Annotated in this window: 20 protein-coding genes; 13 read left to right on the top strand and 7 right to left on the bottom strand. The window is 71.4% G+C overall.

The window, feature by feature from the left end; genetic code table 11:
• Positions 1–16: 16 nt before the first annotated feature.
• Positions 17–1786 (top strand): LCP family protein, encoded by a 1770-nt coding sequence (locus tag ABT122_RS28720; RefSeq protein ID WP_502976224.1) that lies wholly within the window; start codon positions 17–19, stop codon positions 1784–1786.
• A 293-nt stretch (positions 1787–2079) separates the two neighbouring features.
• Positions 2080–3834 (top strand): LCP family protein, encoded by a 1755-nt coding sequence (locus tag ABT122_RS28715; RefSeq protein WP_351558211.1) that lies wholly within the window; start codon positions 2080–2082, stop codon positions 3832–3834.
• A 200-nt stretch (positions 3835–4034) separates the two neighbouring features.
• On the opposite strand, the gene ABT122_RS28710 is transcribed toward ABT122_RS28715, so the two are convergent.
• A complete protein-coding gene (locus ABT122_RS28710; protein ID WP_351558209.1) occupies positions 4035–5051 on the bottom strand; it encodes a glycosyltransferase family 2 protein in 1017 nt (338 codons plus the stop codon).
• A gap of 213 nt (positions 5052–5264) precedes the next feature.
• On the opposite strand from ABT122_RS28710, the gene ABT122_RS28705 reads away from it, so the two are divergent.
• The gene (locus ABT122_RS28705) at positions 5265–6713 is read left to right on the top strand and encodes an LCP family protein (RefSeq protein WP_502976223.1); all 1449 of its coding nucleotides are present in this window, start codon (positions 5265–5267) and stop codon (positions 6711–6713) included.
• Positions 6714–6725: 12 nt separating this feature from the next.
• On the opposite strand, the gene ABT122_RS28700 is transcribed toward ABT122_RS28705, so the two are convergent.
• Positions 6726–7274, bottom strand: a complete 549-nt coding sequence (locus ABT122_RS28700; protein WP_351558207.1) for an acyl-CoA thioesterase — start codon at positions 7272–7274, stop codon at positions 6726–6728.
• 141 nt (positions 7275–7415) lie between these two features.
• Between ABT122_RS28700 and ABT122_RS28695 the strand changes: the two genes are divergently transcribed.
• Together ABT122_RS28695 and ABT122_RS28690 are read left to right on the top strand one after the other, a co-directional pair.
• The gene (locus ABT122_RS28695; protein ID WP_451068691.1) at positions 7416–8657 is read left to right on the top strand and encodes an LCP family protein; all 1242 of its coding nucleotides are present in this window, start codon (positions 7416–7418) and stop codon (positions 8655–8657) included.
• Between the two features lie 197 nt (positions 8658–8854).
• Positions 8855–10123 carry a sensor histidine kinase gene (locus tag ABT122_RS28690; RefSeq protein WP_351558205.1) on the top strand — a complete coding sequence of 423 codons (1269 nt, stop codon included), beginning with the start codon at positions 8855–8857 and terminating at the stop codon, positions 10121–10123.
• Between the two features lie 34 nt (positions 10124–10157).
• Here ABT122_RS28690 and ABT122_RS28685 read toward each other — a convergent pair whose 3' ends face one another.
• Entirely contained in the window at positions 10158–10673 is a 516-nt protein-coding gene (locus ABT122_RS28685) for a GtrA family protein (protein ID WP_351558203.1), read from the bottom strand.
• A gap of 188 nt (positions 10674–10861) precedes the next feature.
• On the opposite strand from ABT122_RS28685, the gene ABT122_RS28680 reads away from it, so the two are divergent.
• From ABT122_RS28680 to ABT122_RS28670, 3 genes are read left to right on the top strand one after another with little or no spacing between them, the layout of a single operon-like run.
• Positions 10862–12001 carry a 5-(carboxyamino)imidazole ribonucleotide synthase gene (locus ABT122_RS28680; protein ID WP_351558201.1) on the top strand — a complete coding sequence of 380 codons (1140 nt, stop codon included), beginning with the start codon at positions 10862–10864 and terminating at the stop codon, positions 11999–12001.
• Complete coding sequence (gene purE, locus ABT122_RS28675) at positions 11998–12528, top strand: 5-(carboxyamino)imidazole ribonucleotide mutase (protein ID WP_351558199.1); 531 nt, start codon at positions 11998–12000, stop codon at positions 12526–12528. Before ABT122_RS28680 ends, purE begins: the two co-directional genes overlap by 4 nt.
• A gap of 6 nt (positions 12529–12534) precedes the next feature.
• Entirely contained in the window at positions 12535–13731 is a 1197-nt protein-coding gene (locus tag ABT122_RS28670; RefSeq protein ID WP_351558197.1) for a dipeptidase, read from the top strand.
• A gap of 68 nt (positions 13732–13799) precedes the next feature.
• Here ABT122_RS28670 and ABT122_RS28665 read toward each other — a convergent pair whose 3' ends face one another.
• Complete coding sequence (locus ABT122_RS28665; RefSeq protein WP_351558195.1) at positions 13800–14162, bottom strand: VOC family protein; 363 nt, start codon at positions 14160–14162, stop codon at positions 13800–13802.
• Positions 14163–14279: 117 nt separating this feature from the next.
• Here ABT122_RS28665 and ABT122_RS28660 point away from each other — a divergent pair, with 117 nt between their 5' ends.
• The gene (locus tag ABT122_RS28660) at positions 14280–14816 is read left to right on the top strand and encodes a CGNR zinc finger domain-containing protein (RefSeq protein ID WP_351558193.1); all 537 of its coding nucleotides are present in this window, start codon (positions 14280–14282) and stop codon (positions 14814–14816) included.
• Between the two features lie 177 nt (positions 14817–14993).
• On the opposite strand, the gene ABT122_RS28655 is transcribed toward ABT122_RS28660, so the two are convergent.
• Positions 14994–16331, bottom strand: coding sequence for a UDP-glucose dehydrogenase family protein (locus tag ABT122_RS28655; protein ID WP_351558191.1), 1338 nt, complete (start codon positions 16329–16331; stop codon positions 14994–14996).
• Between the two features lie 151 nt (positions 16332–16482).
• Here ABT122_RS28655 and ABT122_RS28650 point away from each other — a divergent pair, with 151 nt between their 5' ends.
• Positions 16483–17658: an acyl-CoA dehydrogenase family protein gene (locus ABT122_RS28650; RefSeq protein ID WP_351558189.1), complete on the top strand. Its 1176-nt coding sequence runs from the start codon at positions 16483–16485 to the stop codon at positions 17656–17658.
• Between the two features lie 304 nt (positions 17659–17962).
• Here ABT122_RS28650 and ABT122_RS28640 read toward each other — a convergent pair whose 3' ends face one another.
• On the bottom strand, positions 17963–18430 hold the full coding sequence (locus ABT122_RS28640; protein ID WP_351558222.1) for a hypothetical protein: 468 nt from the start codon (positions 18428–18430) through the stop codon (positions 17963–17965).
• A gap of 106 nt (positions 18431–18536) precedes the next feature.
• Positions 18537–18770, bottom strand: coding sequence for a DUF397 domain-containing protein (locus ABT122_RS28635; RefSeq protein ID WP_351558187.1), 234 nt, complete (start codon positions 18768–18770; stop codon positions 18537–18539).
• A gap of 229 nt (positions 18771–18999) precedes the next feature.
• Between ABT122_RS28635 and ABT122_RS28630 the strand changes: the two genes are divergently transcribed.
• The 3 genes from ABT122_RS28630 (at position 19000) to ABT122_RS28620 (ending at position 21301) form a co-directional block, all read left to right on the top strand.
• Complete coding sequence (locus ABT122_RS28630; protein WP_351558185.1) at positions 19000–19752, top strand: DUF6879 family protein; 753 nt, start codon at positions 19000–19002, stop codon at positions 19750–19752.
• A gap of 21 nt (positions 19753–19773) precedes the next feature.
• On the top strand, positions 19774–20622 hold the full coding sequence (locus ABT122_RS28625; protein WP_351558183.1) for a helix-turn-helix domain-containing protein: 849 nt from the start codon (positions 19774–19776) through the stop codon (positions 20620–20622).
• A gap of 274 nt (positions 20623–20896) precedes the next feature.
• Positions 20897–21301, top strand: coding sequence for a type II toxin-antitoxin system PemK/MazF family toxin (locus ABT122_RS28620; RefSeq protein ID WP_351558181.1), 405 nt, complete (start codon positions 20897–20899; stop codon positions 21299–21301).
• Positions 21302–21554: the final 253 nt, after the last annotated feature.

Here is a 21554-nt window from a genome sequence, read left to right as displayed (position 1 = left end):
ACAGGGGGGTCCAGGGGTGGGACGCAAGAGCGTACGAGGAGGAAGGGCGCCGGACCGCGTTCCGCGCGCCCATGACGGAGCCGCGGACGGCGGTGCCGGCGGCGGTGCCTCCGGCGGCGGGACCGGCGCGGCCGGCGGGCCCGGCACGGCCGGCGGGCCCGGCGGGATCGCGGTGCCGGGACAGCGCGGGCGCCGGGGCCATCACCGTCCCCCGCCCTCCGGCGGGCGGGGCAGCACATCACCGGACGGCGGCTCCCGGTCCGCGCGCGGGGCGGGCCGCGGCGCCGGGAGCGGCCGGAGCCGCAAGCGCCGGGTGCTGCGGTGGACCGCGGTCACCCTGTCGCTGCTGATACTCGCGACGGCCGCGGCCGGCTATCTCTACTACGAGCACCTCAACAGCAGGATCAAGAAGGACGATCTGACCCTCGGCAGGAAGATGCCGGGCCACAAGGCCAACGCCAAGGGCCAGACCCCGCTGAACATCCTGGTCATCGGCTCCGACGGGCGCGACAGCAAGGCGAACCAGAAGCTCGGCGGCGCCAGGGACACCTTCAACGGCAAGCCGCTGGCGGATGTGCAGATGCTGCTGCACGTCTCGGCCGACCGCACCAACATCTCGGCGATCAGCATGCCGCGCGACACCATGCTGAAGATCCCCGAGTGCACGGACCCGGACAGCGGTGAGACCTTCCCCGCGAGCGACTGGGTCCAGACGAACGAGTCCCTCGGCCGGGGCGGGCCCGGCTGCACGGTCGCCACCTGGCACGAGCTGACCGGGATCACCATCGACCACTTCATGATGATCGACTTCGCGGGTGTGGTCTCCATGGCGGACGCCATCGAGGGCGTACCGGTCTGTGTCACGGACAACGTCGAGTCCCGCAACCTCAAGGGCGAGGGCTCCGGGCTGAAGCTGGAGAAGGGCACCACCTCGGTCAAGGGCGAGCAGGCGCTCCAGTGGCTGCGCACCCGGTACGGCTTCGAGGACGGCAGCGACCTCGCCCGCACCCGCGCCCAGCACATGTATCTGAACTCGATGGTGCGCCAGTTGCGGAAGAACGCGAAGCTCACCGACCCCAACAAGCTGCGCAGGCTCGCCGAGGCCGCCATCGAGGCGCTCACCGTCGACAAGGGCATCGACTCGGTGGCCCGGCTCCTCGAACTCGGCGACGACCTCAAGAGCGTGCCCAGCGACCGGGTCACCATGGCCCGCATCCCGGTCGACTACTCGAAGCGTCCCGGCTTCCGGGGCAAGGTGGAGCCGATCCCCGGCGAGGCCGAGCAGTTGTTCCGCATGGTCCGGGAGGACATCCCGCTCGACGGCAAGGGGGGCCCGAGGAAGAAGAAGACGGCCCCCGCGACCTCGAAGGACCCGGCCGCGGCGCCCGCCGAGATCGCGGTGCAGGTACGGAACGGCACCGGCGGCGGGCAGGCGCCCCAGCCGGGGCGGGCCACGGAGATCGCCGGAGTGCTCCAGGCCAAGGGCTTCACCCGGGCGGTGGCCGACACGGCCGGGGAGGCCGCGCCGAAGACGGTGGTCCACTTCTCCAACGCGGAGCTGGAGGGCGACGCCCAGGCGGTCGCGAAGGCACTGGGCTTGCCCCGGTCCGCGGTGAAGAAGTCGACGGATGTCACCGGTATCGCGCTGACCGTGGGAGCGGACTGGCGGCTCGGCACCGCCTTCCCGAAGCCCGAGGAGAGCGACCGGACCCCCGATTCGGCCAACGCGCTGAACGGCGGGGACACCAAGGCGTGCATGAAGGTGCAGCCCGGCTTCACCTGGTAGCGCGGGCTGGTGCCGGGGGCGGGGGCGGGCACGGTGCCCTCCCCGCCCCACAACGGACCTTATGGGTAAAGCAATCCCCAAAGCGTGCGTACCGGCCCGGGGAGTTCGGGCAGATTGCCCCTGTGTGGGGTGCGGTGATTTCCCTCGGTCCGTCCCCCGGCGCCGAACGGGACGGATAGTGTGACGAGATCCGGGGCCCGGCCAGGAGGCCGTGGCCCACCGGAGTGAGGCATCGCGCGTCTCCTGAGGGGGAGAGGCACGTCGCGTGGCACCGACGGAGGACCCGAGCGACCGTGGACGCACAGAGCCGTGGGCAGACGGACGGAGTCGACCCCGCCGACCAGTGGGTACTGAACCCGCGGACCGGCACCTACGAACTGCGGCTGGACGACACCGCGGACCACCGGGAGACCGGCGGGCCGCGCCACGGCGCCCCCTCCCCCGGGCCGGACCGTCCGCCCTCCACCGCTCTCCCGGGACCAAGACCGGGGCCGGAACCGGGGCCGGGACCCGGCCCCTCGGTGCCGGGCCAGCGCGGCCGGCGGCGGACGAACCCCCCGGCGGCCGAGCGTCCCGGCGCGTCCGGGCGGCGGGGGCGCAAGGCGAGGAAGTCCGCCCAGCGGAAGGCGCTGGTGTGGACCGGCGGCGTCCTGGGCTTTCTGCTGGTCGGCGGGTCCATCGGCGCGTATCTGGTGTACGAGCGGCTCAACGGCAACATCAACTCCGTCGACATCGGTGACGCGGCCAGCGGCGGCGGTCTCTCGGGCGGCCCGCTCAACATCCTGGTGATCGGCACCGACAAGCGGACCGGCGCGGGGAACCAGGGGTACGGCGACAAGGGGAGCGCCGGGCACGCCGATACGACGTTCCTGTTCCATGTCTCCGCCGACCGCACCAACACCACCGCGATCAGCATCCCCCGCGACCTGGTCGTCGACATCCCCGCCTGCCCCACCAAGCAGCCCGACGGCTCGACCCGGGTCATCCCCGGGCAGCCGAGGACCCGCTTCAACCAGTCCTTCGGCCAGCAGGGCCGCGACCCGGGCTGCACCATGCGCACGGTCAAGGAGTTCACCGGCCTGCCGATGAACCACTTCATGATGGTGGACTTCAACGCCGTCAAGACTCTGACGACCGCGATCGGCGGCGTGGACATCTGCCTGGCCAAGCCGATGAAGGACCCCGAGTCCCGGCTCGATCTGGCGGCCGGCCCGCACAGCGTCGAAGGCGAGCAGGCGCTCGCCTTCGTCCGCAACCGGCACGGTCTGAAGAACGACAGCGACCTCGACCGGATCGATGTGCAGAAGCAGTTCGTCGCCTCGATGATCCGCAAGATGAAGAGCGACATCCTGGGCGACCCCAAGGAGATGTTCGATCTCGCGAACTCCATGACCAGGGCCCTCACCGTGGACTCCCGGATAGGCACCGTGCCCAGGCTGACCGCCCTCGCGCAGGAGCTGGGGAGGATCGACGTCAAGAACATCACCTTCCTGACCGTCCCGGTGATCGACAACCCCAGCGAGGGGCCGGTCAAGGCGACCGTCGTCCTGGACCCGGTCAGGGCGCCGCAGGTCTTCGACATGCTGGCGAACGATGTCTCCTTCACCGAGGTGGAGAAGAAGGAGAAGGACGCCAGGGACCGGCGGAAGGCGCTGCTGGAGGGGGCGCGCGCGGACGCCTCGGAGATCAGGGTGGACGTCTACAACGGCAGTGACACCACCGGCGCCGCGCAGTCGACACTGCTCTGGCTCCAGAACACCAAGGGCGTGCCCCTGTCGGCGAACCGGAGCAACGCCCCCGAGAAGCTCGCCAGGACGACGCTCGCCTACGCGCCGGACCAGGCCGACCAGGCCAGGGCGCTCGCCGACATGATGGGGCTCTCCACCGCCGCCCTGCGGCCGGGCAACCGGGACGCCCAGGGGACCGATCCGATGACCCTGACCCTGGGCGCCGACTTCAGGGGCGCGGGGGTGCCGGTCAGCGGGTCCGGCAAGGCTCCCGACGGGGTGAAGAAGACGGAGGCCGACAAGAAGGTGTGCGCGCAGTGATCCGCGCGCACCCGCGCGGGCGCGCCGCCGGAACCAAAGGCGGCGCCGCGCCCGCCGGTGGCGCCGAGGCTCCGGAGCCGCCGAGGCCGCGGGTGGCGCCCGGGTCTCCGAGGCCGCGGGTGGCGCCCGGGTCTCCGGAGCCGCCGAGACCGCAGGTGCGCCCAGCTCTCCGAGGCCGCCGGACGGGAGGGGAGCCGGCTTCAGTTCGCCGTCGCCCGGACCGCCGGGCGGCGGCTCGCGATGACCTTCCTCGCCAGGGACCTGGGGCTGGTCAGAAAGCCGAAGCCCCACGACATGTGCATGGTCGCCAGCGCCACCGGGATCTGGAGCCGGGCCCGGAGCGGCAGCCCCTTGCCCGCCGGGACCGAGCCGGCGGTGATCGCGGCCAGATAGCCGCCGGGGACGATCAGGCCCCAGGGGGTGAGGACCGCGCCCACCACCAGCCCCGCCGCGATCGCGCAGACGGCGACCGGCGGGGCGAGATAGCGGAGATTGATCGAGCCGGCGTGGTAGCGGGCGACGACATGGCGCCAGCGGCCGTAGTCCTTGTACTGCTTGGCGAGCGCGCGGACGGAGGGCCGGGGCCGGTAGCCCACCTTCAGCTCCGGTGAGAACCAGATCCCGCCGCCCGCCTCGCGGATGCGGAAGTTCAGCTCCCAGTCCTGGGCGCGGATGAACTCCACGTTGTAGCCGCCCTGCTGCTCCAGCGCCTCGCGCCGGAAGACCCCCAGATAGACGGTCTCGGCGGGCCCGGCCGCACCCCCGGTGTGGAAGGCGGCGTTCCCCACGCCGATCCTCGATGTCATCGCGGCGGCGACGGCGCGCTCCCAGTCGTTCTCGCCCTCGGCGTGCATGATGCCGCCGACGTTCTGGGCGCCGGTCTCCTCCAGGAGCCGGACGGCGGTGGCGATGTAGTTCGCCGACAACATGCCGTGCCCGTCGACCCGTACCACGATCGGGTGATGTGATGCCTTGATCGCGGCGTTGAGGGCGGCGGGGGTCCGGCCGGTGGGGTTGGGCACGGTCTGGACCCGGGGGTCCTCCCGCACCAACTCGGCGGCGATCTCGTCGGTGCGGTCCGTGGACGGCCCGAGCGCGATCACCACTTCCATCTCGCCGCCGTACTCCTGCTGGAGGATGTGACGGACGGAGTTGCGCAGATGCCGCTCCTCGTTGAGGACCGGCATGATCACGGAGACAGGGGGCGTGGCGTTCATCGGTCGCCACGTTACCGCGAATGGGGGACACGGACGCGCGGCGCCCGGCCCATGGCGCGGGCAGCCGATCGTATGGGCCTACCGTGTGCTCGTTCCCCCGTTCGCCGCTCGTCTGTCGTCCGCCCGCGATCCCCCGGTGTCCGCCCGTGCCCGCCGCGGTCCGCCGTGCCGCGGACGGCCCCTCCCCCCGTCGCCCGCGGAGGTGTCCCCCTCGTGCCCACGCCGTCCCGCTCCCCCCGTCCCCGGCCCAATCCCGGGCCCAGGACCAGACGGCCGGTGGTCGCGAGACCCCGCTGGGGGCTGCGGGTGGCGACCGCGCTGTCGATGCTGGTGCTGGGCGCGGGCGTGATCGGGCACGCGGCGCTCACCAGCCTGGACACCGGGATCGACCGGGTGGACCCGTTCCGCGACATGAAGAACAGGCCCGAGCCGGGGGACGGGCTGAATCTGCTGCTCGTCGGCACCGACGGACGCGAGCGGATCACCCCGGAGGAGAAGGAGAAGTACCGGCTCGGCGGGGCGCCCTGCCACTGCACCGACACGATCATGCTGGTGCACATCTCCCGGGACAGCGGGCGGGCGAGCGTGGTGAGCCTGCCGCGCGACAGCTACGCCGAGATCCCGGCCCACACGGACCGGGCCACGGGCACCAAGCGGCCCGCGCACCCGGTGAAGCTGAACGCGGCCTACGCGGAGGGCGGGCCCGCGCTGACCGTGCGGACGGTCGAGCACATGACCAAGGTGAAGATCGACCACTATCTGGAGGTCGACTTCACCAGCTTCATGAGGACGGTGGACGCCGTCGGCGGGGTCGAGATCTGCACGACACAGCCGATGAAGGACCGCTACACCGGTCTGGACCTCCCGGCGGGCTCCCACCGGCTCGACGGCGGCCAGGCCCTCCAGTACGTGCGCTCCCGCCATGTCGACGTCGCCTCCGACCTGGGCCGGATGCAGCGCCAGCAGCGGTTCGTGGCCGCGCTGATCGAGCGGGTCACCAGCAGCGGGATGCTGCTGAACCCGGTGCGCTTCCGCGAGATCACCTCCACCCTGCTCGGCTCCGTACGGGCCGATAAGGACTTCGGCAGGGAACAGATGCTGGCGCTCGGCCGGGCGATGCGCGGGTTCTCGGCGGCGTCGTCGGAGTTCACCTCCGTACCGATCGGTTCGATGGGTACGGTGCCGGGCGTCGGCTCCGCCGTGAAGTGGGACACCGCCAAGGCGGGGCGGCTCTTCCGGATGATCCGGGAGGACAGGCCGCTGGCGCCGGCGCGCACACAGCGGCGGGCGACGCTGGTGGATGTCTCCCCGCAGCAGATCCGGGTGCAGGTCTACAACGGGACCCACCGGGACGGTCTGGGGCGCACGGTGGACGCCGCGCTGCGGGCGACCGGCTTCGCCACCACGCGCGCCCCGCTGAACGGCGGCGGCGAGGAGCCGGCGGAGCGCACCTTCGTCTCGTACGACCCTCGCTGGGACCGCTCGGCCCGCTCGCTGGCCACCGCGCTGCGCGGGTGCGAGCTGCGGCCCGTGCCGGGGCAGGGCAGAACACTGCGGGTGACGGCGGGGGAGGATTTCCGGGGGGTGGTGCCGGTGCGGGCGCAGGACGCCCTCCAGGGCGAGTTCGGCGCGGTCACCGGCGACCAGGTGACCTGCCCCTGAGCGGGCCCGGTGTCAGTCGACGATGCCGTCGGCGGTGCGCCGCTCCCGCAGCTCCTTGATCGCGCGGCGGCGGGCGAGCCGGTGGGTGCGGCGGATCTGGGCCTCCTGGTAGCGGCGGCGGTCGCGCTCGTCCTCGGGGAGCACCGGGGGCACGGGCCGGGGCTTTCCGTCGCCGTCGACCGCGGCGAAGACCAGATAGGCGGAGCCGACCTGCTGGGCGGGGGTCGACTCGTTCCAGCGCTCGGCGAGCACCCGGACACCGATCTCCATGGAGCTGCGCCCCGTCCAGTTGCACTGGGCGCGGACATGGACGAGGTCGCCGACGCGGACCGGCGCCAGAAAGACCATCTCGTCCATCGAGGCCGTCACGGCGGGGCCGCCGGAGTGCCGGCCCGCGACCGCGCCCGCGGCGTCGTCCACCAGCTTCATGATCACACCGCCGTGCACCGTCCCCAGGAGGTTGGTGTCCGCGGCCGTCATGATGTGGCTCAGCGTGGTGCGGGAGGCCGATGTGGGCTTCCCCCCGATCGCCGGGTCCGGATGGTGGGGGTGGTCTGTCATGGTCTCCACCCTAAGCGGGGCCGGTGCGGCGGGGCCGCCGCGGGCGCGCGGCCGGCACATTGCATCAGCTTGGCAACAGGCCCGGTCCTATTCGCCACCCGGCCTGTCGGGGAGCCTCTGTGACCCGGCACACTTACCGTCATGAACGAATGGCCCAGTGGATACGGACGCGGCAGCCAGGGCCCGGAGCCCGAGGGCGCCCGGGCGATGCCCCATGTGCGGCGGCGGCCGGTCCCCCAGCAGCAGTCGCAGGGGTACGAGGACAGCCACGGCGCCCCCTACGACAGCGGCTACAACACGGGCCAGGTCTACGGCTCCCCGGCCGGCGGTCACGACGGCGGCGGATACCGGGCCCCGGGCTCCCCGGCCGGTCCCCCGCCCCCGGCGGGCCCGCCGCGCGGGCCGGTCGACTGGCGCCGCCGGATAAAGATCGGCTCGCTGGTGCTGGTGGGGACGCTTCTGGTGGTCACCGTCGGCACCTACTTCTGGGCCGACGGCAAGGTGCGGCGCGAGGTCGATCTCTCCAAGGTCATCGAGCGCCCGGGGGAAGACGACTGCACGACGTATCTGATCGTCGGCTCGGACAGCCGCAAGGGGATGTCGGCCGAGGAGAAGAAGCGGCTGCGGACCGGGTCGGCGGAGGGCAAGCGGACCGACTCGATGATGATCCTCGCCGACTGCTCCGGCGGCACCACGATGATCTCGCTGCCGCGCGACTCGGATGTGGAGATCCCCTCGTTCAAGGGGTCGCAGTCCGGCAAGCTCTTCCCGGCCGAGGGCCGCAGGGTGAAGCTGAACGCCGCGTACGCGGAGGACGGCCCGGAGCTGCTGGTGCGCACGGTCGAGCACAACACGCATCTGCGCATCGACCACTACGCGGAGATCGGCTTCGCGGGCTTCGCCCAGGTGGTGGACGCGATCGGCGGGGTGGAGCTGGACATCCCGAAGGCCTTCAAGGACAAGAAGTCGGGCGCCGACTTCGAGGCGGGCAAGCAGCTCCTCGACGGCGAGCAGGCGCTCGCGTTCGTCCGCACCCGGTACGCGTTCCCGGACGCGGATCTCGCGCGGACGAAGAACCAGCAGAAGTTCCTGGCGGCGCTGGCCGGCCAGACGGCGACCCCCGGCACGATCCTGAACCCGTTCAAGCTCTACCCGGTGATGGGCGCGGGCCTGGACACGCTGGTGGTGGACAAGGACATGTCGCTGTGGGACCTGAGCCAGATGTTCTTCGCGATGAAGGGGGTCACCGGCGGCGACGGCACCTCGATGAACATGCCGGTCGCGGGCAGCCGGGGCGGGAACCTGGTCTGGGACAAGGCGAAGGTCGCCCAGATCGTGAAGCAGATCAGGAACGACGAGAAGGTGACGGTGCCGGGCAACTGACCCCGGTTCCGTACGCTCCGTGTGTTCCGCAGGTCCTGTACGGCGGTGAGGGCCCGCACCGGGGTGACCGGGGCGGGCCCCTCTCCTGGGCCGGGCGGCGCGGAACCTCCGGGGGCCGGGGGCCGGCGCGGGGCCCCGGGGCGGGCCGGGCGGCATAGGCTCGGACGCAGAATCCGTATCCCGCCCGGAGGGCCGCCGTGCGCCGACGACTCATCAACTCCACTCTCGCCGTCGTCCTCGTCGTGATCGCCGTCTTCGGTATCTCCCTCGTCCTCGTCGAGACCCGCACCATCTCCGAGAGCGCCCAGGAACGCGTCGAGTCCGAGGCCATCCGCCTCGCCAGCATCGTCGACGGGCTCCTCATCGGAGGTGAGCCCGTCAACCCCGCGATCCTCGCCGAGCAGGGCGCCGCCAAGCGGTACGCGCTCATCGAGATCCCCGGGCGCGCGCCCATCGAGATCGGCGAACGGCCCACCGGCGGTGTCCTCACGGGCAGGGCGAGGGGCGAGCAGAACGAACTCGTCACCGTCGAGGAGCCGCGCTCCGCCATCACCCGGGAGGTCGGCGAGAGCCTCCTGATCATCAGCGGCGTCGCGGTGATCGCGATCGTCGCGGCGATCCTGCTCGCGGTCCGCCAGGCCAACCGTCTCGCCTCCCCGCTCACCGACCTCGCCGAGAGCGCCGAACGCCTCGGGCGCGGCGACCCGCGCCCCCGCCACCGCCGCTACGGCGTCCCCGAGCTGGACCGGGTCGCCGATGTGCTGGACGCCAGCGCCGAGCGGATCGCCCGGATGCTCACCGCCGAGCGCCGGCTCGCCGCCGACGCCTCCCATCAGCTGCGGACCCCGCTCACCGCCCTGTCGATGCGCCTGGAGGAGATCTCCGCGACCGATGACCCGGCGACCGTGAAGGAGGAGGCGAACATCGCCCTCACCCAGGTGGAGCGGCTCACCGATGTCGTGGAGCGGCTGCTCACCAACTCCCGCGATCCCCGGACCGGCTCCGCCATCGCCTTCGATCTGGACGAGGTGGTGAAGCAGCAGATGGCCGAGTGGCGGTCCGCGTACCGCAGCGCCGGGCGCGCCCTGGTCTGCTCCGGGAAGCAGGGGATGCGCGCGGTCGGCACCCCGGGCGCCGTCGCCCAGGTGCTGGCGGCGCTGATCGAGAACTCGCTGATGCACGGCGGCGGCACCGTGGCGCTCCGCACCCGGGTCACCGGCAATCAGTCCGTGATCGAGGTGACCGACGAGGGCCCGGGCGTCCCCGCCGACCTCGGTGCGCGGATCTTCGAGCGGTCCATCAGCGGCCGGAACTCCACCGGCATCGGCCTCGCGGTGGCCCGCGATCTCGCGGAGGCCGACGGCGGCCGGCTGGAGATGCTCCAGCAGCACCCCCCGGTGTTCGCGCTCTTCCTCAGCCGGGTCGCCCGCCCCCGCAAGGAGGAGGAGCGGCCCACGGTCCGCTGAGCCCGGAGCCCCGGCCGGAGGCGCCGGCGGAGGCTCAGGGGCGCGGAGCCACCGCGCCGGGCTCCGCCCGGCCCTGCTCCAGGAACGATTCGGCCGTCTGCACGGCCTCCCGGGCCGGCAGTGCCCGGAACACCCAGGTCCGGTAGGACCAGAAGCGGAAGAGTGTCGCGACGCCGATCCCGAGGAACTTGAAGACATTGCTCTGGAGCGGGCTGTCCCAGCCGAACCCGTAGGTCGCCACGTAGAGAATCCCGTTCTCGATCACCATGCCGATGGCGCTGAAGAACATGAACAGCGACATCTCCCGGGTCCGCCCGGTCTTCTCGCGGTCCCGGTAGGTGAAGTAGCGGTACCCCAGGTAGTTGAAGACGATGGCCACCGCGTTCGCCACCAGCGACGCCCGCACCACGGGCAGCTCGGTGGCCGCCCGCGTCAGGTTGAAGACGGCGAGGTTGACGATGACCCCCGCGCCCCCCACCGCCCCGAACTTGGCGACTTCGCGCATGAGCTGGTTGAACCGCGTGCGCAGCGCTCCGCCACGTTCACTCATAGTGAGAGTCCAGCCCCATCGGATCGACATCGCCAACCCCGTCATGCTAACCAGCGCCCAGGGGCCCCGCCCGGGCGCCCGGACGATGGTGTGGCGGGTCCGTGACCGTGTGTGCGCCCGAGGAGGACGGTGCGTACCGGACGGATACGGGCCGATGCCCGGCGCGGCGCGGCCGATATCCTGAGGGCGTGACGTTCCCGGTAGTCGGCATGGTCGGCGGCGGTCAGCTCGCCCGTATGACCCACGAGGCGGGCATCCCCCTCGGCATTCGTTTCAAGCTCCTCAGTGACAGCGCGCAGGATTCCGCGGCGCAGGTGGTCGGCGATGTCGTCATCGGCGACTACCGCGATCTGGCCACGCTGCGGGCCTTCGCACAGGGCTGCGATGTGATCACTTTCGATCACGAGCATGTCCCGGTCGAGCATCTGCGGGCCCTGGAGGCGGACGGCATCCCCGTGCGCCCCGGCCCCGACGCGCTGCTCCACGCCCATGACAAGGGGGTGATGCGCGCCCGGCTCACCGAGCTGGGGGTGCCCTGCCCCCGGCACCGCATCGTCGCCGACCCGGCCGACGCGGCGGCGTTCGCCGAGGAGGTCGGCGGCTTCCCCGTCATCCTCAAGACCGTGCGCGGCGGCTACGACGGCAAGGGCGTCTGGTTCGTGCGCACGCCGGCCGACGCGGCGGAGCCGTTCCGCGCGGGCGTGCCCGTGCTCGCCGAGGAGAAGGTGGACTTCACCCGCGAGCTGGCCGCGAACATCGTCCGCTCCCCGCACGGCCAGGCCGTCGCCTACCCCGTGGTGGAGTCCCAGCAGGTCGACGGCGTCTGCGACACGGTGATCGCCCCCGCTCCCGGGCTGGACGAGGCACTCGCCGGCCAGGCGCAGCGGCTGGCGCTCACCATCGCCGCCGAGCTGGGTGTCGTCGGGCATCTCGCGGTGGAGCTGTTCGAGACCTCGGACGGCCGCATCCTCGTCAACGAGCTGGCGATGCGCCCGCACAACTCCGGGCACTGGACCCAGGACGGCGCGGTGACCTCGCAGTTCGCCAACCATGTCCGGGCCGTGCTCGATCTCCCGCTCGGTGATCCGCGCCCCCGCGCGCCCTGGACGGTCATGTGCAATGTGCTGGGCGGTGACTACCCGGACATGTACGGCGCGTATCTGCACTGCATGGCCCGCGACCCCCAGCTCAAGATCCATATGTATGGCAAGGACGTGAAACCGGGCCGCAAGGTGGGCCATGTCAACACCTTCGGCGACGATCTCGCGGAGGTCCGCGAGCGCGCCCGCCACGCGGCCGACTACCTCAGAGGAACGATCACCGAATGAGCAGCACCACCCCGCTTGTTGGCATTGTGATGGGCTCCGACTCCGACTGGCCGGTCATGGAGGCGGCGGCGCACGCCCTCGCCGAGTTCGAGATCCCCTACGAGGTCGATGTCCTCTCCGCGCACCGGATGCCGCGCGAGATGATCGCGTACGGAGAGGGCGCGGACTCCCGGGGACTGAAGGCGATCATCGCGGGCGCGGGCGGCTCAGCCCATCTGCCGGGCATGCTCGCCTCCGTCACCCCGCTGCCGGTGATCGGCGTGCCGGTGCCGCTGAAGTATCTGGACGGCATGGACTCGCTGATGTCGATCGTGCAGATGCCGGCCGGGGTCCCGGTCGCCACCGTCTCCGTCGCCGGAGCGCGGAACGCGGGCCTGCTCGCGGCGCGCATCCTCGCCGTGCAGGACCCCGAGCTGCTGGCCCGGATGCGGGAGTTCCAGCAGGTGCTGAACGACCAGGCCACCGAGAAGGGCAAACGGCTCCGGGCGAAGACCGAGGGTGCGGGTTCCTTCGGCTTCGGGAAGTAGTCCGCCATGGAACCCACCCCCGAACTTCTCGGCAGGGCGCGCGAACTGCTCGCCTCGCACCCCGTGGTCGACGGCCACAACGACCTCCCCTGGGCGCTGCGCGAGCACGTCCGCTACGACCTGGACCGGCTCGACATCGCCGCCGACCGCACCGGTGTGCTGCACACGGACATCCCCCGGCTGCGGGCCGGGGGCGTCGGCGCGCAGTTCTGGTCGGTGTACGTGCGGTGCGGGATGTCCGGCGACGACGCGGTCAGCGCCACCCTGGAGCAGATCGACGGCGTACGCCAGCTGCTGGCCCGCTACCCCGGGGACCTGGCGCCCGCGCTGACCGCCGACGACATGGAGCGGGCGCGCGCCGAGGGCCGGATCGCCTCGCTGATGGGGGCGGAGGGCGGCCACTCCATCAACAACTCCCTGGCCACCCTGCGCGCGCTGTACGACCTGGGGGTGCGCTATCTGACGCTCACCCACAACGACAACGTCCCGTGGGCGGACTCCGCCACCGACGAGCCCGGTGTGGGCGGGCTCTCCGCCTTCGGCCGTGAGGTCGTCCGCGAGATGAACCGGCTCGGCATGCTGGTGGACCTCTCGCACGTGGCGGCCACGACCATGCGGGACGCGCTGGAGACCTCGTCCGCGCCGGTGATCTTCTCCCACTCCTCCGCGCGGGCGGTCTGCGACCATGTGCGCAATGTCCCCGACGACGTGCTGGCGCTGCTGCCGGGCAACGGCGGGGTCGCGATGGTCACCTTCGTACCGAAGTTCATCCTGCCGGCCGCCGTCGAGTGGACCCGCGCGGCCGACGAGAATCTGCGGGCGCACGGCTTCCACCACCTGGACACCGTCCCGGAGGCGATGAGGGTGCACGCCGACTTCGAGGAGGCCCATCCCCGGCCGGTCGCCACCGCGTCCACGGTCGCGGACCATCTCGACCACATGCGCGAGGTGGCGGGCGTCGACCACATCGGCATCGGCGGGGACTACGACGGCACGGCCTTCACACCGGCCGGTCTGGAGGATGTCGCCGGATATCCGAACCTGGTCGCGGAACTGCTGCGCCGGGGCTGGTCCGAGCCCGAGCTGTCCAAGCTGACCTGGCAGAACGCGGTGCGTGTGCTGCGGGACGCGGAGTCGGTGGCCCGGGAGACCCGTGCCCGCCGGGGCCCGTCGAACGCGACCCTCGCGGAGCTGGACTCCTGAGCGGCGGCCGTTGAGGGGGGGTACGGGTCCCACCCGTACCCCCCTTTCTCTCTGTCAGCCCCCCTCGGTCACTCCGCGCAGAGACAGAACGGGTGGCCCGCCGGGTCCTGGAAGACCCGCCAGGCCCGGGTGTGGTCCGCCGTGTCCAGCGGCTTCGCGCCCAGCGCGAGGATCTCCGCCTCCGCCGTGTCCAGGTCCGGGACCATCAGATCCAGATGGAACTGCTGCGGCGCCTCCGGCGACCCCCAGCGGGGCGGCACATGGTCCGGGGCGAGCTGGAAGGAGATCGGAACGCCGGGGATGCCCACCAGCTCCACCCAGTCGCTCTCCGACACCTTCACCTCTCCGCCCAGCATCCGCTGGTAGAAGCCGGCCAGCCCGACCGGGTCCGGGCAGTCCAGTACGACGGTTCCGAGCGTGGCGATGGCCATGGTGTCCTCTCCGGAAGGGGCGGCCCCGCCACCAGTGACTGGTTACCGGCTCACCGCCCTCAAGGGGTAACTGCTGCTGTTACCGCATGCTGCCCCATGAGAGGTAACGTCGCAACCATGACAGAGGCAGCCGCGACCCCCGGCGCGCTCACCCTGATAGAGGCCCTGGTCAACTCCCTGGACCTCGCGACCGGGGCGGACGAACTCGACACCGAGGCGGGCCGCGCGCCCTTCGGGCTCACCGAGGCCGGGGTGGCGGACGCGCGCGAGCTGCGCGAGGCCCTGCGCTCGGCCGCGCTCGTCCACGCCGGACACCGCGTGCCGGGCGCGGTGTCACCGGCGGAGCTGGGCCGGCTCCTCGCCGCCGCGCCCCTGCTGATCACGGTCTCGGACGACGGCACGGCGGCACTGCGCCCCGCCGACCCGGCCCCGCTGGCGTCCCGGGTCGCCGCAGCCGTGGCCGCCGCCGTCGCGGACGGCACCTGGGCGCGGCTCAAGGCGTGCGAGTCCGACACCTGCCGCTGGGTGTACTGGGACCGGAGCCCGGCGGGCCGCCGCCGCTGGTGCTCGATGTCCGTGTGCGGGTCACGCGCCAAGATGCGTACCTACCGGGCGCGCCGCACTCCGCCGGGGGCCGGGCGGCCCGGGGCTTGAGCCGGCGGGGCGTGGGCGGGCCGGGGCGTGGGCGGGCCGGGGCCCTGCGTGTGGCGGGAGCCTTGGGTGTGCGGGAACCTGAGCGGCCCGGCGCCTTGGCGGCCGGGAGCCCTGGGTGTGCGGCGCCCGCGCCCGTGCTCCCGGGCGTCAGGCGCCCGGGTGTCAGGCGCTCGGGTGTCAGGCGCTCGGGCGGCCCATCGCCCGGTAGGTCCAGCCCGCGCCCCGCCACTTCACCGGGTCCAGCGCGTTCCGCCCGTCCAGCACGATCCGGCTCGTCGTGACCTCGCCCAGCTCCGCCGGGTCCAGCTCGCGGAACTCGCGCCACTCCGTCAGATGCAGCACCACATCCGCGCCGCGCACCGCCTCCAGCGCCGTCTCCGCGTACCCCAGTGTCGGGAAGAGCCGCCGTGCGTTCGCCATGCCCTTGGGGTCGTAGACCGTCACCTGCCCGCCCTGGAGGTGGATCTGCCCGGCCACATTCAGCGCGGGCGAGTCCCGGACGTCGTCCGAGTCGGGCTTGAAGGCGGCGCCCAGCACACCCACCCGCTTCCCGAGGAACGAGCCCCCGCCCACCGCCTCCCGCGCCAGCTCCACCATGTGGCCGCGCCGGCGCATATTGATCGAGTCGACCTCGCGGAGGAAGGTCAGCGCCTGGTCGACACCCAGCTCACCGGCGCGCGCCATGAAGGCGCGGATGTCCTTCGGCAGACAGCCGCCGCCGAAGCCGATCCCGGCCCGCAGGAACTTCGAGCCGATGCGCTCGTCGTGCCCGATCGCCTCGGCCAGCTTCACCACATCACCGCCGGCGGCCTCGCAGACCTCGGCCATCGCGTTGATGAAGGAGATCTTCGTCGCCAGGAAGGAATTGGCCGAGGTCTTCACCAGCTCGGCCGTCGGGAAGTCGGTCACCACGAAGGGCGACCCCTCGGCGATCGGCGTGGCATAGACCTCCCGGAGCAGCTTCTCCGCCCGTTCCCCCGCGACCCCCGCCACGATCCGGTCCGGGTGCAGGGTGTCGTCGACGGCGAAGCCCTCGCGCAGGAACTCCGGGTTCCACGCCAGCTCGACATCGCCCGGGGCCCGCTCGTCCAGCAGCCGGGCCAGCCGGGCTGCGCTGCCCACGGGCACGGTCGACTTGCCGACCACCAGCACGGGCCGGGTCAGCAGGGGCGCGAGGGTGGCGAAGGCGGCATCGACGTACGACATGTCACAGGCGTACTCCCCGTGCTTCTGCGGGGTGTTCACACAGACGAAGTGGACATCGCCGAACTCCGCGACCTCCTCCCACGAATCCGTGAACCGCAGCCGTCCGCTCGATCCCTCCAGCCCCGCGACATGCCGGGCCAGCAGCTCTTCGAGCCCCGGCTCGTACATCGGCACCCGGCCCGCCGAGAGCATCGCGATCTTCTCGGGCACCACATCGAGGCCGAGCACCTCGAACCCCAGCTCCGCCATGGCCGCCGCGTGCGTCGCGCCGAGGTAGCCGGTGCCGATCACAGTGATCCTGAGGGCCATGCGGTGCTCCAGAGAAGTCGAGGGGGAGGCGGTCCGAGCATAGTCGGGGGCCCGGAAGGGCACATGTGTGGCTGTCGCCAAGGTCACGTATGCCCGTGCGGGGCCCGGCCCCTAAAATTGGTTACTTAACGGTAGTTAGCGCTTCTGGGGAGTGAGTGACGTGGCTGGATCGACCGGTAAGTCGGACTTTGACCTGTACCGCCCGTCCGAGGAGCACGACGCCCTCCGCGACGCCATCCGCTCCCTCTCCGAGGCGAAGATCGGCCCGCACGCCGCAGCCGTGGACGAGGAGGCCCGCTTCCCGCAGGAGGCGCTGGACGCCCTGGTCGCCGGGGATCTGCACGCGGTCCACGTACCGGAGGAGTACGGCGGCGCCGGGGCCGACGCGCTCGCCACCGTGATCGTCATCGAGGAGGTCGCCCGGGTCTGCGCCTCCTCCTCGCTGATCCCCGCCGTGAACAAGCTCGGCTCGCTCCCGGTGATCCTCTCCGGCTCCGAGGAGCTGAAGGCGAAGTACCTGCGCCCGCTCGCCGAGGGCCGCGCCATGTTCTCGTACTGTCTCTCCGAGCCGGACGCGGGCTCGGACGCGGCCGGCATGAAGACCAGGGCCGTGCGCGACGGCGACCACTACGTCCTCGACGGGGTGAAGCGGTGGATCACCAACGCCGGGGTCTCCGAGTACTACACGGTCATGGCCGTCACCGACCCCGGGAAGCGCTCCAAGGGGATCTCCGCGTTCGTGGTGGAGAAGTCGGACCCGGGGGTCTCCTTCGGCGCCCCCGAGAAGAAGCTCGGCATCAAGGGCTCCCCCACCCGCGAGGTCTACCTCGACAACGTCCGCATCCCCGCCGACCGCATGATCGGCGCGGAGGGCACCGGCTTCGCCACCGCCATGAAGACCCTGGACCACACCCGCGTCACCATCGCGGCCCAGGCCCTCGGCATCGCCCAGGGCGCCCTCGACTACGCCAAGGGCTATGTCCAGGAGCGCAAGCAGTTCGGCAAGCCCATCGCGGACTTCCAGGGCGTGCAGTTCATGCTCGCCGACATGGCGATGAAGCTGGAGGCCGCCCGCCAGCTCACCTACTCGGCCGCAGCCAAGTCCGAGCGCGTCGACGGCGATCTGACCTTCTTCGGCGCGGCGGCCAAGTGCTTCGCCTCGGATGTGGCGATGGAGGTGACCACCGACGCCGTGCAGCTCCTCGGGGGGTACGGGTACACCCGGGACTACCCGGTGGAGCGGATGATGCGCGACGCGAAGATCACGCAGATCTACGAGGGGACGAATCAGATCCAGCGGATCGTGATGGCCCGCAACCTGCCGTAGCGACCTTTTAGCAGGTCAGCGGCCATATCTCGGGTGAACGCCCCGGCCCGGCGCGGCGGGGGCGTTCCTTGCCCGGGCCGGTACCGCAGAGGGCCGGGCCCCGGATCTGATCGCGGCCAACCGCCAGTCCGCCGATGCGCGTGTGGAGTGGAGTGGAGTGGAGGAGGAGACTGCGGCGAACCGGCCTCCGGAGGCTCCAGGAGAGCACCGGTGACCTGTACCAACGGACCAGGACCTTCCGCGTCCACGTATCCGAGTGATCCCCGGCTTCCTCTGGGATGGGCCTGGGCTCGCTGCCGGTGGCCTACCGGAGCGGGCAGTCCATCGCGGGAGAAGTCCGATTCGGGGAGCAGCACGCCAGCGCCAGAGAGAGGAACGAGGGCCGCTCAAGGTAGAAGCCGAGGGAGACGTCCCCGCCCCACCCCAGCCGCTCGGCGGCCGAGCCGGCCAGTATCGCCAGCCAGGTGCTGTCCCGATCCGACTCCGAGGCGAACCGGGGGGCGTAGCCGGCGAGCTGTTCCCCGAGCCATTCCGCCGCTTCCTTCGGCTCATCCCAGGTGCCGCGCACCAGTTCCGCGGGTTTGATGAGCCAGTTCGCTGTTTCGAGCGGTGGGAGGTCCACAACGGGAAACTCCGCCCGCGCCTCGTTGTGGCGCTGGACCAACTCCGGCCTTCCGTCCGCCGGAGGCGCGCCGGGGTACGGAGGCCGCCTCAGCGCCTCGTCGTCGAACCGCCGCTTCGGTCCGGCCCACAGATATCCATGGTGGTGCAACTGTTGTCCCATTCGGCTTCGGCGCGGGAAGGGTGTGGCGGGTGCGCTACCGGCTCCGGGTCTCGGAGGAACCGAGTCGGAGCCGGTGGAGCGCGGGCGACGACCGTCAGGCAGACAGACCGAACCGCGCCGGGTCGATACCGGCGGCCTCCAGCTCAGCGGTGGTGAACCTCAGCGGCTCGGCGCGGGGGCGCTTGCTGTCACCCACGGCCCAGGCGTCCGGGCCGATCCCGGCGAGGGTGACGCATGCCTCGCCGTCCGGATGGGTGCTGCCGCCGCAGGCCTTCATGAACACCACGCCTTCGATAGTGAGCGTGTACAGATCGATTCCGTTCTGCATTGACATTCCTTCCTGATCACTTGAACAGCCGCAGGCTCGACCGTTCAGTGGCTGATTCCGCATTCCGTGAACCGGACTTCAGATTCCCGGAGTTCCGTGCGGGGAAATGATTCTCGATTATTCTCACGAGAGGCCCCTCCATCCCTCGACATTCCCGCGCGAGGGCAGGGACGCTGAGCACACAGACCGATCTTGTGCTGTGGCGCACCCATGGAAAGGATGGCCTCAGATGGCACGCACGCTGCGATTCAACGGGACGAACAGCGGTGGAACCGGATGCCCCGCCGTGCACGAGGACCTCGGGAGTGGCGAGGTCATCGTGCACGGAACACCGCTCACCGATCCCAGCGACCTTCGACAGCTCCAGCACCTGTCCGAAGGTGAAGTGGCCGTCGTGGTTCCCCGTGACCTGCTCGTGGACTACACACCGAAGGACACGAACCGGCAGGCGAGGATCATCGGCCTGGACGAGTTCGAAAACCTTTTCCGGACATTCGAGTACAGCGCGTGGCGCTTGGAATCCCGTCGCCGGTACGCAAGCGACGAGGCGACCGAGACATACCGCCAGTTCGCCGAGACAGGCACAGCTCAGTGGGACCCCTCCGACCCCTATTGCGAACTGATCAGGAACCAGACGGACCAGGGAAAGCGGGTCGAACGCGCCCGCGTCGTGGACGACCCGCCCACGGCGGGGCAGCTTTATCTCCTCGACAACGCCAAGCGGAACACCGCCCTCGGGGAGGACATCCGAAGCCTCCGTCGCGGAGATGCGGACCGGCTGCGGCTCCCGTCCGAGGACTACTGGCTGTTTGACTCCCGGATCGTGGCACTGCTCAACTTCGACGCAGAGGATCAGCTCGTGGACGTCGAGCTCATCACCGAACCCGCCGAGGTGGTACGGCGGTCTCTGGTGCGGGAGGCGGCATGGCACCACGCCGTTCCCCATGAGAAGTTCGCGGCCGGGCCGGCCGTGACCGGATAGCGAAGGGCGGAGCGGTACCGGGTGAGTACGGACTTCCAGCAGGCGCGGAGCGCTCTCGGGCTGCGGCTCAGAGAGCTTCGTGAGTCAAGTCCCGGCGTCAGACTCACCGGTATCGCTCTCGCCGAACGGCTCGGCTGGACGCAGAGCAAGGTGTCCAAGCTGGAGAACGGACGCCAGACCGCCACTGTCGAGGATCTGCGGGCTTGGGCGGACGCGACCGGGCAGCCGGAGTCCTTCGAGGAGCTGCGCACACAGCTCAGGAGTTTCGAGTCTCGCGTGCGCTCCTGGCACCGCCGGCTCGCGTCCGGCCACCGCCCTGTACAGGAGACGTGGAACGCGTTGGTGGCGCAGGCCCGGGAGATCCACACCTGGGAGAACACCATGGTCTCCGGGATGCTTCAGACAGCCGACTACGCCAGGCATGTGTTCACCGCCTACTCGGGTCTTCAGAAGTCACCGAGGGACACCGACGACGCCGTGCGCGCCCGCCTCAAGCGTCAGGAGTGGATCCATGAGCCGGGCCACCGGTTCAGGCTCCTGATGTGGGAGGCGGCCCTGCGTACCCGCATCTGCCCACCGCCGGTCCTCGCCGCGCAGCTCGACCGGCTGTCGGGCCTGATCGGCATGGACACCGTGTCTCTCGGCATAGTCCCGCTCGAAGCGCCCGTGACGATCCCGCCGGCCAACTCGTTCTGGATCATCGACAGCAGGCTTGCCATCACCGAGGACTGGCACGCGGAACTCTGGCTGGACGACGCGCCCACGGTCACGACGTACCAGCGGGTGTGGCAGAGCCTGAACGAGTCCGCCCTCTACGGCGCCGACGCCCAGCGCCTGATCACGGTGGCTCGTCGCACACTCCTGGCGTAGGACCGCCGGCCAAGCGTGCTTCCCGGCAGCCGGGTGCCTCACGCCGGGGATCGTCTGCCGGTGCCGCTTCTTCCCGCGCGGCGCGTGGCGTTCCGTGCGAACCGGCCCGCGATCCGGGCCATCAGGCACTCGAACACCTCCTGCCGGCGGGCGGGGCTACGCTGTGGCCGGCGGCCCGGTCTGCACACTCCGATGATCCACGGTGGCCGCACCCGTCTCCACAGCGCGTCAGGGGCGCGCGGGGTCTGCCTGCCGTCATGTGTCCGGAGGATTTGTGCGACGTGGCGAAGTCTGGTGGGTCCAGTTCGACGAGCGGAGGTTGGTCGTACTGCTGTCGGGAGACGACACGTCCGCGATCCGGGTGATGCAGGTCGTCGCTCCTGCGGGTGTCGACATCAGCGGTCTGGGCATCGAGGTGCCGGTCGGCGCCGGTGAAGGGCTGCCGTTCGAAGGCGTGTTGCGGCTCGCGTTCCCGCGTCCGGGCTTCACGCCGTGCACCTGGCTGACCACGGTGTACCGGGGCGACCTGATCGAGCGGGCGGCCATCCTGTCCTCCGTGAAGCTCAGCGAGATCGACGACGCCCTCCGGCTCGCTGAGCAGGCGCAGGAGCGGACTCCGGTCACGGCCGAGAAGCTCGGCGGGATGAGGGATGCCCTCCGTCTCGGTGAACTCGGGTAGGCGGAGGAGGAGCCGACGCTCGCGAGGCCGGCCACCTGCCGCCACCGACGGGGGTGCCCAGCCCCGAGCGCCGGGCCCCGCCCCACGACAGGGGCGGCCGCCCCTGGCCCGTCCGGGGGCACCTCCCAGAGGCAGCTCTGGGGGAGTTGGAGGACGGACCCTGTGCGACAGGACCCCGCACGGTGCGGGCCACGGTCGGGGGGCGGCCCCCCCCCCCCCCCCGCCCCCCCCCCCCGGCCCCCCGGCGCAGAGG

The sequence above is a fragment of the Streptomyces sp. NPDC001985 genome (genome assembly GCF_040296845.1).
GTDB lineage: Bacteria > Actinomycetota > Actinomycetes > Streptomycetales > Streptomycetaceae > Streptomyces.
The sequence above is the reverse complement of the archived record's forward strand: the minus strand, read 5'-3'. Positions and strand labels throughout refer to the sequence as shown.

Bases quoted from the DNA above. Each gene is read 5' to 3' on its own strand.
- ABT122_RS28710 (WP_351558209.1), bottom strand. From the start codon at position 5,051: ATGAACGCCACGCCCCCTGTCTCCGTGATCATGCCGGTCCTCAACGAG.
- ABT122_RS28700 (WP_351558207.1), bottom strand. From the start codon at position 7,274: ATGACAGACCACCCCCACCATCCGGACCCGGCGATCGGGGGGAAGCCC.
- ABT122_RS28695 (WP_451068691.1), top strand. From the start codon at position 7,416: ATGAACGAATGGCCCAGTGGATACGGACGCGGCAGCCAGGGCCCGGAG.
- ABT122_RS28685 (WP_351558203.1), bottom strand. From the start codon at position 10,673: ATGAGTGAACGTGGCGGAGCGCTGCGCACGCGGTTCAACCAGCTCATG.
- purE (WP_351558199.1), top strand. From the start codon at position 11,998: ATGAGCAGCACCACCCCGCTTGTTGGCATTGTGATGGGCTCCGACTCC.
- ABT122_RS28670 (WP_351558197.1), top strand. From the start codon at position 12,535: ATGGAACCCACCCCCGAACTTCTCGGCAGGGCGCGCGAACTGCTCGCC.
- ABT122_RS28665 (WP_351558195.1), bottom strand. From the start codon at position 14,162: ATGGCCATCGCCACGCTCGGAACCGTCGTACTGGACTGCCCGGACCCG.
- ABT122_RS28660 (WP_351558193.1), top strand. From the start codon at position 14,280: ATGACAGAGGCAGCCGCGACCCCCGGCGCGCTCACCCTGATAGAGGCC.
- ABT122_RS28655 (WP_351558191.1), bottom strand. From the start codon at position 16,331: ATGGCCCTCAGGATCACTGTGATCGGCACCGGCTACCTCGGCGCGACG.
- ABT122_RS28635 (WP_351558187.1), bottom strand. From the start codon at position 18,770: ATGCAGAACGGAATCGATCTGTACACGCTCACTATCGAAGGCGTGGTG.
- ABT122_RS28630 (WP_351558185.1), top strand. From the start codon at position 19,000: ATGGCACGCACGCTGCGATTCAACGGGACGAACAGCGGTGGAACCGGA.